Below are 12,081 nucleotides of genomic sequence, written 5' to 3'. Positions count from 1 at the left end.
TCCCCGACGTGTACGTGGTGATCCCGGGCCACTCCTTCAATTTGCAGCCTCAACTCAACCTGCGCTAGCCATGCCCCTCAAACAATCCTTTGACACACTCTCCTGGGCGAGGACGTGTTCATCACCTTAGAAGGTGGAGAAGGAGCGGGCAAAACCACTCAGCAGTCCCTTTTGGCCGAGCAGCTTCAACAAGAGGGCTATGCTTGCCTGTGTACCCGCGAGCCAGGGGGCACAGCACTGGGAAAGGTGCTGCGGGAGCTGCTGTTGCACGGGGATCCCATAACGCCGCTGGCTGAGCTGCTCCTGTACGCGGCGGATCGGGCTGAACACGTGCAAAGATGCCTCCTTCCCGCCCTGGCGGCAGGGCAGGTGGTGCTCTGTGACCGCTTCACCGACTCTACCCTGGCCTACCAGGGGTATGGTCGCGGGCTGGACCTGGAGAAGATCCGCCAGCTCAACCACTTGGCCACCGGCGGGCTGCAGCCGCACCTCACCCTGTGGTTGGATCTCCCCCCTGAGGTGGGGCTGGCGCGTTCGCGTCAGCGGCGCGTAGCGATTACCCGTTCCCTACAGTCAGAGGCCGACAAACTCGAGCGAGAACACCTGGAGTTTCACCGCCGAGTTTACCGTGGATTTCAGGCTCTAGCCGCCGAGTTCCCGCAGCGGATTGTCCGCATCGACGCCATGGGATCCCCGGCAGAGGTGGCCACCCGCATCTGGGCAGCGGTCAGGCCCCGCCTACCAAAGGCTCCGCCCTGCTAGCTCGAAGGGCGGTCTCAACCGTTTCCCTGGCCATACCCTGCTCAGAGGTTAAGATTAGGTTAAAAAAGAAGAGGGCGCGGGTGACCTCAGGGTAAGGTAAGCAGGCTATGCAGGGAAAGCCTTCTGCCCTTTTTAGGCCCCGTTTTGAGAGGTAGAGGAGATTTGCCGTGAATGCCATTGCTGCTGAGCAGAAAAGCGAGCACTCGATCCTGCTGGCGTCTTCCCCTTCACCCACCGTGGCCGCTTGGGCTCACCAACTATTGAGCCAGCAATGGCAGCGGCTGCAGAAGCACGTGGGGAGAGTGCTCAACCAGCACCCCGAGGCAGCAGAGTCCCTCCATCAAATCCGGGTGGGCCTGCGCCGCATCGGCACCTGGGTGGAGGTGTTTCAGGGATCCGTGCGCCTGCCCAAGCCGCTCAAGCCCAAACGTCTGCAAAAGTTGACCAGAACCCTGGGCCAGCAGCGGGATTTGGACGTGTTGCTGGAAATCCTCCAAGAGCCCTATTGGCAGGGGATCCCAGCAGCCGAGCTGGAGGAGCTGGAGGAAGACCTGCGGCAGTGTCAGGCCCAAGCCGAGAAACGTTCCCGCCGCATTTTGGAAGATGCAAACTTCCAAGAGTTTCAGGCAGCCTGCGCGGAGTGGCTGGAGCACCCCCGCTACCGGCCTGCGGCCCAGCTTCCCCTCCAGGAGAGCTTGCCTCACCTGTTGGCTCCTTTGCTGGCCGCCTGGTTCCTGCAGCCGGGCTGGCGGATCCCGTCTTTTCCCGAGACAGAATCTCAGGCCAAACAGCTACACGATCTGCGCAAAGCCACCAAACGCCTGCGCTACCAGGTGGAGTTTTTCGCCCCCTTTTACGGGGAAACTGTGCAGGAGTGGATCAAAACTCTGAAAGGCCTACAGGAGCAACTGGGCCGCTTCAACGATTTACAGGTTTTGCAGGCCAAGTTGCCCGCCGACTCGGCCCTACAGCCTAGGTTACGTGAGCAACAAGAGCTGGCTTTGCAGGATTGGCCGTTGCAGCAACAGCGCTACCGCAACCCTGCCGAGCAGCAGCGGCTATATCAACTGCTATTCTCGGCTGGGGAAAGCAGCAACGGGGAAGCCCAGGTGGTAGGCTAGGGCGTAGGGTTGGACAAGCCTGCTCTAGGTCTAGGGGAGGGACAGCGGTGAGCTCCGCTTTTGCCTCAGGGCTAGAGGGAAGTCGGCTATTGTCTAAGTCTTTCCCAGAGCAGGAACTCCAGCCCCTTCACTGCTGCTCCTGCCCCTCCTGCCTATGAAAAAGGGAATTGCCACGGCCATCGCTTTGCTTTGCTGTTTGCTGCTCCTGCTTTTCTTCTGGCCCCTGAGAACGGCTGCCCAAAAACAAACCCTTCAACTCTACATCTGGTCGGAATACATTGACCCGGCCATTCTCACTGCCTTTGAGAAAGCCACCAATAGCCGCGTGGTGGTAAGTGTGTACGAGTCCAACGAGGACATGATTGCCAAGCTGCGGGGGGGCGGCGTGAACCAGTACGACGTCGTTGTGCCCACGGACTACGTTGTGCCCAACATGGTGGAGCTGGGCCTGCTGCAGCCTCTCAACAAAGCCCTGATTCCCAATCTCCGCAACTTGGGGGAGAAGTTTATCGGCTTGCCCTTTGACCCAGAAAACACCTACACAGTTCCCTACCAGTGGGGCACCACCGGCATCGGCTACCGCAAAGACCGCCTGCCGGAAAACTTCGAGCGCTCCTGGGGTCTGATTTTCGACCCGCAGCAGCAGTACGGCCCCTTTGTGATGATCGATGAGATGCGCTCCATGATTGCCGCGGCGGCCTTCTACCTCGGCTTCGATATCAACACCACTGTTCGCTCCGAACTGCAGCAGATTCAGCAGCTCCTCATCGACACCAAACGCCGCAGCGCCGGCCTCATTGGCGGGGTGGGCGGCAAAAATCAATTGGTCTCCGGAACAGCCAACGTGGCGGTTGTCTACAGCGGCGATGCCCTGCAAGCTGCTGAGGAAAATCCCAACATTGGCTACTTTGTCCCTCGCGAGGGCGCTCACATCTGGCTAGATGTGATGGCCATCCCAGCCAAAGCTCCTAACCCGGAGCTGGCCAACCGCTTCATCAACTTCCTTCTGGAGCCGGAAATTGGCGCCCAACTGAGCAACTACAACCGCTTTGCCACCCCCAATGCTGCCGCCCTGCCTAAGATTAACCCGCAGGATCGCCAAAACCCAGCTATCTATCCCGATGAGGCAACCTTTGCTAGGCTGCAGTACCTCAAAGTGCTGTCGCAGGAGGAGCTCCGTCTCGTAGACGCTGTCTGGACTGCCGTCAAAAGCAGCTAGGGATCCTTGTCGACCTCACCTTGTTAGCTCTCGACACAAAACTTGACACTTTTTAATATCTGAGCCACATTGGAGATGTCACCCCTTGATGGAGTTGCAACCATGGAAAACCAAGAAGCTAAGTTCGGCTTTACCACCTTCGCCGAAAAATGGAATGGCCGTCTGGCAATGTTGGGCTTTGTGATTGGCGTTTTGACCGAGCTGCTTACGGGCCAAGGCATCCTCTCTCAAATTGGCCTGATGTGATCCCAGCCCGCCTGATTGGGTCGAAGCACTAGCTAGACACCTTTTTGCCCGGCTGTCCCCTTGCAGCTTGCTCAAGCAGCCGGGCTTTTGCTGCAGTTCCGAGCCAGAGCGAAGCCAAACAGCCGCGCCAATTTGTTCCTCCTACCTCCAACGGTTCGCCGCTTGATCCCCATCTCCTTTTGGGAGAGGGGCTGGGGGTGAGGGCGACAAGTCTGGGATCGCCCTAGCCTTCCAATTCCTGCAGGTACTGGCAAATGTCGGCCAAGATGCGCTCCAGCTCCTCCAGGCCCTGGGAAGCGCTTGCCCATTTTGGGTCATCAGCCGGGGATCCCGGCTGCGCCAGTTGCACCCCCAGGTGTTCTAGCTCGCGGGCTACTTGACAAAAGGCATTGGCTCCCACGTTGGCGCTAGCTCCCTTGAGGCGGTGGGCAATTTTCCTCAAGTCTTCGGCATTACCCGCTGCAAGAGCTTGGCGCAGCCGCGGCAACTGGTCCTGGCCATCTTGGACAAACACCTGCAGCAGCTCCCGCTGAAACTGGCGGTCACCTCCCGTAACCCGCTCCAAGTAGGCGGCGTCGATGGGGTAGGGCAGCGTGGGAGCAGGGTCACCGCCGGCAGCTTCAGGAGAAGGCGGATCGGACGAAGCCGCCCCGTTGGCTGCTCCTGCTGCGGAAGGGGCGATCCTTTGGCTCCAGTGGTTGAGCACTTTTTCCAGATCCTCCTTTAGCACCGGCTTACTGAGATAGTCGTCCATGCCCGCTTGCAGGCAGCGCTCCCGATCCTCCTGCATGGCGTTGGCCGTGATGGCAATCACCACGGTGCGGTGGCCGGATCCCCGCTCCTGCTGGCGCAGGCGGCGGGTGGCCTCGTAGCCATCCATCACCGGCATCTGGCAATCCATGAGGATGAGGTCGTACTTGACTTGCTGCAGCAAATCCAGCACCTCCTGGCCGTTGGCCACCACATCCGCCAGGTAGCCCAAGCTCTGCAGCTGGCGCAGGGCCACCTTCTGGTTGACGGGGTTGTCTTCGGCCAAGAGGATGCGCAGGGGTTGCTGGGGGCGGCTGGCCGAGGGCGCACTTTGCGAAAGGGGTGGGCCCATGCCCAGCAGCGCGGTGGCCAGGCCGGAAGACTTGCCCAGGGCCATGATCAGAGCTTCTTGCAATCGCGTTTGCTTGACCGGCTTGGTTAGGTAGGCAGCAAAGCCAATCTCGGCGGCGCGGCGGGAGTGCTCCCCCAACCCCAGCGAGGTCATCATCACCAGTTGCGTCTGGGACAGTTCGGGATCCGCCTTGATCCAGCGGCCCAGGGTTTCCCCATCCACCTCCGGCATCTGCATGTCCAAAACCGCCAAGGGGAAGGGGATCCCTTCCCGCACGGCCTGGCGCAGTTTGTCCAGAGCTTGGTAGGCATTTTCGGCTTCTTCCACCACCATGCCCCAAGCGGTGGCCTGGCAGCGGACAATCTTGCGGTTGGTGGCGTTGTCGTCCACCACCAACAGCCGCTTGCCCTGGAGATTGACAGGGATGCGGGCGGGGTGCTGGGAGATTTGTCGGGCGTAGGGTTGTCTTTCCAGGGTCAGCTCGAGGCTGAAGGTGCTGCCGCGGCCCACCTCGCTCTCTAGGAAGATCTTGCCCCCCATCAGCTCTGTCAGTTGCTTGCAAATGGCCAGGCCCAGCCCTGTGCCCCCGTATTTGCGGGTGGTAGAAGCATCCACTTGGGTGAAGGGCTGAAACAGCTTGGCTTGCGCTTCCTTGGGGATCCCGATCCCTGTATCCCTTACCGAGAGCCGCAGTTGGACATGGGTGGCCGTTTTTTGCAGCAGCTCGGCCTGGATGACCACCTCCCCTTGATGGGTGAACTTGATGGCGTTGCTCACCAAGTTGTTGAGGATTTGGCGCAGCCGCGACGCATCCCCCCGCAGATAGCGGGGCACTTCCGGCGGCATAAGCACCGCCAGCTCCAGGCCCTTGGCATGAGCAGTGGGGGCAAAGAGATCCGCCACCTCCTCCAAACAGGCCCTCAGGTCGAAGTCCAGGATCTCCAGCTCCATCTCCCCGGCTTCCAGCTTGGAGAAGTCCAGGATGTCGTTGATGAGGGTCAGCAGGGCATCGCCGCTGATGCGGATGGTCTCGACAAAGTCCCGCTGCTCTGGGGTCAGGGGCGTCTCCAGCAATAAGCCCGTCATCCCCAGCACCGCGTTCATGGGGGTGCGGATCTCGTGGCTCATGGTGGCCAAGAAGCTGCTTTTGGCCTGAGAAGCCTGCTCTGCCGCTTTGCGGGCTTGTTCTAGCTCAAGGCTGCGCTGGCGCTCCCGCTCCAGGAGCTCTGCCTGGGTAAGGGCAATGCCGATTTGGTTGGCCAGTTGCACCAGCAGCTCGATCTCAAACGGCTGCCACTGGCGGGGTGCAGAACACTGGTGGGCCAACAACAGCCCCCACAGCCGCTGCTCCATGAAGAGGGGCACCACCAGGTTGGCCTTCACCTGCATTGTTTGCAGCAGCTCCAGGTAGCAGGGCTCCAGCCCTTCGGCCTCCACGTCGCTGATGGCGCGAACCCGGCCCTGGCTGTAGAGCTCAGCGTATTTTTCCTGAAAACAGGGATCCTCAATCACCTCGCCCAAAAGGGAAGGGATGCCGGGCTGGGTTTTCTCGTTGGAGATGATCCCGGATCCATCCGGCTGGAAGCGGTAGACCAAAACGCGATCCGCCCTGAGCAGGGCTTGGATCTCCGTTACTGCCGTTTCCAGGATCTCGGCAATATCCAGCGATTGGCGGATCTTTAAGCTGAGATCGGCCAGCAGTTGGGCCCGCCGGCTCTGCCGCTCCAGCTCCTCGGCAGCTTTTTTGCGCTCGGTGATGTTGCGGAAAATGCCCCGCGTGGAGACCATCACCCCATCTTCAAGGCGGCAGTTAACACTTCCCTCCACCCAGATGGTTTCGCCCTTGGCAGTCACAAAGGCCGTCTCCACCTTGTCCAGAGGTTGGCCAGCCAAAAGCTTCTGGAAAACCACCTGGCAGTGCTCTCGATAGTCGGGGTGGATGATGTCGAAAACCCTCATTTGGTGGATTTGAGCTTCGTCGTAGCCCAGGGTCTCCTTCCAGGCGCGGTTGACATAGAGAAAGTACCCTTCGGCATCGACAGCCTGAATGAGATCGCTGGCATTTTCAAAGAGATCCCGGTAGCGTTCTTCGCTTTCTTTGAGAGCCAGCTCCGCCAGCTTGCGCTCGGTGATGTCGATGCCGGTGCCGATGATAAACTCCACCTCGCCCTCGGCGTTGACCAGGGCGGTGTTGGTCCAAGCAATGAGCCGCAGCGCCCCCTGCTTGGTGCGCCAGAAGTTTTCATGGCGGTTTAAGAAAAGGGAGCGACTGCCCTTAAGTTGTTGAAAAGCTTGCTCCACGCCGGCCATCTCCTCCGCCGGGATCAAGCCCAAGTCCCAGAGCAGTTGGCCCTTGACTTCTGCCAGCGAATAGCCAGAAAGCTGCTCGGCAGCGCGGTTAAAGCGCAGGATGCGCCCCTCGGGATCCATGACCACCACCACAGCGCCTGCCGTGTCGAGGATGGCGTTGGTAAAGTCCCGCTCCTGCTTGAGGAAGGTTTCCGCCCGCTCCCGCTCGGCAGTTTCGCGGCGAATGAGGGCATAAACTGCGGCCAACAGCAAGTAGGTAAAAGCCAGCCCCCCCAGCAGGATGGCATTGGTTCTAACCCAAGCAAGCTGGAACTGCTCGCTGCGCTGCTGCAACAGAAGCCGCTCTTGCTCCTGGAGCGCCTCCACTAGGTTGGCGATCCGCTCCATCAACCTTTGCCCTTCGCCCCTCTTCAAGGCTTCTTGAACAGCGGCCAGCCCCTCTTGATCCCGGAGCCGGATAAGATCTTGGGCAAGGTTCAGACGCTGTTCCAAAAGCAGCTCCAGCCACTTCAGGCGCCCTTGCTGGAGAGGGTTGTCGGCTGTCAACTCTTGCAGCCGGCTAAGACGAGTGGGAATGGCCTCAAGGCTGGCCTTGTACTCGTCGAGGTAGCCAGGCTCGTTGGTCAAAAAGTAGCCCTGTTTACCTGCCTCGGCAGCACGGATCTCTGAGAGCAATCCTTCCAGGTTCTGGATCACTTCCAGGGTATCGGCCACTTGCTCCGTCAGTTGGGGCAGGCGACTGGCGTTGCGCTGGGCAGAGTAGGCGATCCCGCCCAAGATCAGGGCAGCCAGGCCCAGGCCAGCACTGACCTTGAGGAGAAAGCGGTTTTTGCGAGCAGGCTTGCTCTCGCCAGCTTTGGGAAGCAAGGGAGCCTTGGCCAACTCCCGCAAGGTGCGGCGCAGCTCCAGTTGGGCTGTCACCTGATGGGCCAGGGCCTTGAGCTGCTCCAATTGCTCCGGGCTGAGCTGGCGGGGTTGGTAGTCCACCACGCAGAGGGTACCCAGCGCCTGCCCTTCCGGCGTTACCAAGGGCACACCGGCGTAAAAGCGAATATGCGGCTCTTGGGTTACAAAAGGGTTGTCGGCAAAGCGCGGATCCTGGGTGGCATCGGGCACCACCAGCGGCTCTTTGGGCGAGAGAATGGCGTGGGCACAGAAGGCCACATCCCGCGGCGTTTCCTCGATGCCCTCAATGCCGAACTTGGCCTTAAACCACTGGCGATGCTCGTCGATGAGAGAGACCAGCGAGACGGGCGTGCCGCAGATGTAAGCAGCAAGCCGGACGATCTCGTCAAAGGCAGTTTCAGGGGCTGTATCGAGAACTTGATACTCTCGTAGGGCAGCCAGCCGCTCTTCTTCGTTAGGGGGAAGGGGAGCCTTGGGCATGGGTCAAGCTGGAGAGACGGGATCCGGCGCTGCCGTGGGTGAACCTCAGCAGCCTGGTAAAAGAGACAACCCCAGCATAACTCCCCGACCGCCTTGCCGAAATCCTCAAGGATCTATGCCCCCAAACGAACCAAGCGGGAGCCGTACTGCCTGACTTGAGGGAAATGCCCTTGTTCTCGGAGGGTGATCCCAGGGGCTTGGCTTTCAAGAAACTATACAGATACACGTAAAGGCAAGAAAATCTCGACGACCCTCGCTTAACACATTTAGCATTTAGTTTTACTTATCTTAAAAATAAGCAGGTTCTAGTACTTTTAAGTTGAAACTTTCCAATTAGAGACTTATGATGGTCGGACAGACTTCAGGATCAGGCTTTTGGGGATAGGGCAGTCTTATGAACAAGCTTCAAGACAGTCTGGTGAAGGCTCTCACCATTGACGGAGCACTGGGCGTGGCTTTGGGGGACTGGAAGACCGGAATGTGTCTGGGGTTTAAGGGCACCAACAGCCCTGCCTTTCCCGAAGCTAATCTGGAGTTGGCCATTGCCGGAAACACAGAGGTGATCCGCGCCAAGATGCGAGTTGCAGAGTCTCTTAAGTTCACCGACAGAATCGAAGAGATACTTATTATTCTGGAGACTCAGTATCACCTGATGTATCTACTTAAGCACATACCTGGGCTATTTTTCTATCTGGCTTTGGATCGAGAGAAAGGCAACTTGGCTCTTGCTCGTATCAAGCTCTCCCAAATCGAAAAAGAGCTGACTCTCTAAAAGTTACGGCCTTTGCCGGCCTCAGAGGAGTTCTGCAGCCAAGCAAGATTCTTTTAGAGCTTGCTCTACGTTGAGGTGATGGAGTAGGTAGCAACCAATCCAAAGAAATGCGGAACCGGGGACTTGAACCCCGATGGCATTGCTGCCACTAGAACCTGAATCTAGCGCGTCTACCATTCCGCCAGTTCCGCAGCGATCTATAAGCATGCCCAAGAAAGGGGATCCCTGTCAAGGGCTGGGGGGTTTTAGAAGGGGATCCGACTCTTATGCTAAGCTCGGCTGCGCACGCAGTGGATCCAGAGCGCTAACCTTGGCGGCTTTTACTTTTGTTTGCGAGGGCACCTGCCCCAACACGCAGGCACGGGCGGGTTATTTCATTACCCCCCACGGCGAGATCCCAACCCCCTGCTTTATGCCGGTGGGAACGCTGGCCAATGTGAAAACCCTCACGCCTGCTCAACTCAAGGAAACCGGCGCCCACATTATCCTCAGCAACACCTATCATCTGCACCTACGCCCCGGCGAAGAGATCATTCAAGCGGCGGGGGGCCTGCACCGCTTCATGGGCTGGCCCGGTCCCATCCTCACCGATTCAGGCGGCTTTCAAGTTTTTAGCCTCAGCGCCATCCGCCAGATCGACGAGGAAGGGGTAACGTTTCGCTCGCCTTACGATGGGCGAATTATTCACTTCACTCCTGAGCTCTCCATCCAGATCCAAAATGCTTTGGGGGCAGACATCATCATGGCTTTTGACGAGTGTCCGCCCTATCCTGCCAGCCCTGAGGCGGTGGCAGCAGCGGTGCGGCGGACTACTCAATGGCTGAAGCGCTGCGTGGAAGCCCACCGCCGCTCCGATCAGGCTTTGTTTGGCATTGTTCAGGGGGGGGTTTACCCGGAGCTGCGTCGGCAGGCAGCGGAAGAAGTCTGTCGGCTGGATCTACCCGGCTATGCCATCGGCGGCGTCAGCGTAGGAGAGCCGGTGGAGCTAATGCACGCGGTGGTGCGACAAACAGCCCCCCTCTTGCCAGCCGATCGCCCCCGCTATCTCATGGGGGTGGGCACCTATGCCGAGATGCGGGCGGCAGTGGCTGCCGGCGTGGACTTGTTTGACTGTGTCATTCCCACGCGCTATGCCCGCCACGGCACCGTGATCAGCCGCGGCCAACGCTGGAACATCAAGAATGCCGAACACCGCCGCAGCCTGGATCCCATCGATCCTGAGTGCCCTTGCTACACCTGCCGCCACTTCAGCCGCGCCTATCTGTGCCACCTCATCCGCGCCCAGGAGATCCTGGGCTACACTCTGCTTTCCATCCACAACATCACGGAGCTCGTGCGCTACACCCAAAGAATGCGCCAGGCCATTCTGGAAGGCAAATTTCATGAGAACTGGGATCCGTGGCGCGAGGGCTGAGCGTCCTCAGGGGTCTTTGTTAACATCCCTTCTAAATACTCCCAGGCTAGCCTTCCTACTCGTTACGATGAGAGGACAACCCAGCCTTCACCTTAGGGAGGAGCAAAGAGGAGCATGGCTATCCGCACCCTGCAAAGTGTAATTGAGCAGCATATTGCTGGGCTGCCTGGCCTTATTGCCGTCTTGATAGGGCGAGTTACGGATGGCAAAACGGTAGCCAAGGTAACTTACGCCAGCGACACCCAGGAAGAGCAGGCGCTGGAACTTTTGGGCACCTACGCCAGCGACCTATTGCAGGCCAACAACCGCCTTTGCCAAACGGTCAGCCCTGAGGAGGAGGCGGATTACCTCACAGCGGGCTCGTCTCATGTGCGGGTGATTCTGAAGTCTTTCCCCAAAAGTCCCTACTTTGTTTTGTTTTTAACCCGCTCCATCATCGACCTCAAAGCAATTTCAGAGCGCATCAAAGCCATCCTCATCGACGGCAAACCGCTGCTGCCTCCTGTTCAAGACGACACTCTATCCACTGCTCAGGCTTTGATTAGCTACGCCAAGCGCTACGCTCCGGATCCCAACTTTGTCATGCTGCGCTTGTCCCTGAAAACGGGCATTGACCGCAACCGCCTTGAAAAAGGCACCCTGAACTCCCAGGAGCTCCGCATTCTCCACAAAGCGGTATCTGACGTATTGGGGGTAGAGCACTTGCCTATTGCTTTGCCCAGTTGAACGACTCCCGACACTCATTCTCGTTGAGCCAACACAACATGACTTACGCCACGCTGCGCGAGCCGATAGCTTACGGGCTTCCTGCTTCCCAGACTTATTGGTACAGAGGTCGCAGCGTGCTGCCGCCGTGCGACCCACGGCGGGAAACTCTCCAGAGATTGAACTTGTTCTCCTCAATTGCAGCACAACGGCTTTCATCCCGACACTGATTTGCTCTTGAGTAAACCCAATGTGGCTTACGCCACCTACGGAACACAAATACAGTGCAGGGCTTCCCGCCGATTAAGCTAAAGGCTAAAGTTGTGGGAGTCGTCAACTGTTGTCCCTTCCTATCCCCTCGAGCTCAGGCCATCTATGTTGGAGCATTTACGCCTTGACCGCGCTCGCAAGCTGCTCTCTCTCTTTGGCGAGCCAGTGATTTTCCACTGCCACCACTACAACCTATTTTTGCAGCAGACCATTGAGGATCCCAACTGGATCGATGGGGTGAGCATCCTGCGCACGGCGGCTCAGGAGATTTTCTACAGCTTGCTCCAGGGCGCTTTTAAAACCTTGGGAGTGCAGCAGGCAGCGGAGCGGCTGGCGGTGGCGTGCCAGTTGTTCGGCTTTCTCGGCTTGGGGCGACTGGAGCTGCAGGCCAGCCCCAGCGGCGGCGAAGCCCAGCTCACCCACTCCCACTACGCAGAAGGCTGGCTGAGCAAGTACGGGGATCAGGCTAACCGCACTCGTCCCATCGATCATCTAGCCGTGGGCTATGTGGCAGCGGCGCTGGATGCCACTTTTGGCGAGCTGGGCAGCTACACAGCAGAGGAAACGGAGTGCATGGCGGTTACGCGCAAGGATCGCTGCCTGATCCAGGCTACTCGGCTGCCACGGCCTCAGACTTTGGTTCCTAGCCCCGGCATGGGCAAGCTCATTGAACGTCCAGCCGATCTGCCCAAGCCGATAACAGCGGTGGACTATGACGCGGTCAACGAAGCTCTGTGGAGCCTGCCTTTGGCAGGAGATGAACGGGGGCAGATT

General features: G+C 58.9%; 8 protein-coding genes, 1 tRNA gene and 1 pseudogene. 8 read left to right on the top strand and 2 right to left on the bottom strand.

All coding sequences use genetic code 11. The features are described from left to right. The first annotated feature begins 114 nt into the window (after positions 1-114). The 4 genes from tmk (at position 115) to NW841_RS08990 (ending at position 3,348) form a co-directional block, all read left to right on the top strand. Positions 115-762 (top strand): dTMP kinase, encoded by a 648-nt coding sequence (tmk, locus tag NW841_RS09005; RefSeq protein ID WP_414371189.1) that lies wholly within the window; start codon positions 115-117, stop codon positions 760-762. Positions 763-929: 167 nt separating this feature from the next. After that, positions 930-1,883: a CHAD domain-containing protein gene (locus NW841_RS09000; protein ID WP_414386146.1), complete on the top strand. Its 954-nt coding sequence runs from the start codon at positions 930-932 to the stop codon at positions 1,881-1,883. A 196-nt stretch (positions 1,884-2,079) separates the two neighbouring features. Then, positions 2,080-3,102, top strand: a complete 1,023-nt coding sequence (locus NW841_RS08995) for a spermidine/putrescine ABC transporter substrate-binding protein (RefSeq protein WP_414386145.1) — start codon at positions 2,080-2,082, stop codon at positions 3,100-3,102. 75 nt (positions 3,103-3,177) lie between these two features. Next, positions 3,178-3,348, top strand: coding sequence for a high light inducible protein (locus NW841_RS08990; RefSeq protein WP_414361756.1), 171 nt, complete (start codon positions 3,178-3,180; stop codon positions 3,346-3,348). Positions 3,349-3,571: 223 nt separating this feature from the next. On the opposite strand, the gene NW841_RS08985 is transcribed toward NW841_RS08990, so the two are convergent. After that, positions 3,572-8,146, bottom strand: a complete 4,575-nt coding sequence (locus NW841_RS08985) for a response regulator (RefSeq protein WP_414386144.1) — start codon at positions 8,144-8,146, stop codon at positions 3,572-3,574. 394 nt (positions 8,147-8,540) lie between these two features. On the opposite strand from NW841_RS08985, the gene NW841_RS08980 reads away from it, so the two are divergent. Further along, a complete protein-coding gene (locus NW841_RS08980; protein WP_414333939.1) occupies positions 8,541-8,918 on the top strand; it encodes a hypothetical protein in 378 nt (125 codons plus the stop codon). A gap of 108 nt (positions 8,919-9,026) precedes the next feature. On the opposite strand, the gene NW841_RS08975 is transcribed toward NW841_RS08980, so the two are convergent. Next, a tRNA-Leu gene (locus NW841_RS08975) sits at positions 9,027-9,109 on the bottom strand. A gap of 119 nt (positions 9,110-9,228) precedes the next feature. Here NW841_RS08975 and tgt point away from each other — a divergent pair. The 3 genes and pseudogenes from tgt to NW841_RS08960 all read left to right on the top strand — a co-directional run. Continuing rightward, positions 9,229-10,332: a tRNA guanosine(34) transglycosylase Tgt gene (tgt, locus tag NW841_RS08970; RefSeq protein ID WP_414386143.1), complete on the top strand. Its 1,104-nt coding sequence runs from the start codon at positions 9,229-9,231 to the stop codon at positions 10,330-10,332. 114 nt (positions 10,333-10,446) lie between these two features. Further along, positions 10,447-11,058 carry a hypothetical protein gene (locus tag NW841_RS08965; RefSeq protein ID WP_414369177.1) on the top strand — a complete coding sequence of 204 codons (612 nt, stop codon included), beginning with the start codon at positions 10,447-10,449 and terminating at the stop codon, positions 11,056-11,058. Positions 11,059-11,412: 354 nt separating this feature from the next. Continuing rightward, positions 11,413-12,081: pseudogene (locus NW841_RS08960) on the top strand (hypothetical protein); the annotation flags it as partial.

The sequence above is a fragment of the Synechococcus sp. H60.3 genome (genome assembly GCF_047462295.1).
Lineage (GTDB): Bacteria > Cyanobacteriota > Cyanobacteriia > Thermostichales > Thermostichaceae > Thermostichus.
This window is presented reverse-complemented; position numbering and strand designations above follow the sequence as displayed.

Coding starts and splice junctions, on each gene's coding strand:
- NW841_RS08990 (WP_414361756.1), top strand. CDS start 3,178: ATGTCACCCCTTGATGGAGTTGCAACCATGGAAAACCAAGAAGCTAAG.
- NW841_RS08980 (WP_414333939.1), top strand. CDS start 8,541: ATGAACAAGCTTCAAGACAGTCTGGTGAAGGCTCTCACCATTGACGGA.
- NW841_RS08965 (WP_414369177.1), top strand. CDS start 10,447: ATGGCTATCCGCACCCTGCAAAGTGTAATTGAGCAGCATATTGCTGGG.
- NW841_RS08985 (WP_414386144.1), bottom strand. CDS start 8,146: ATGCCCAAGGCTCCCCTTCCCCCTAACGAAGAAGAGCGGCTGGCTGCC.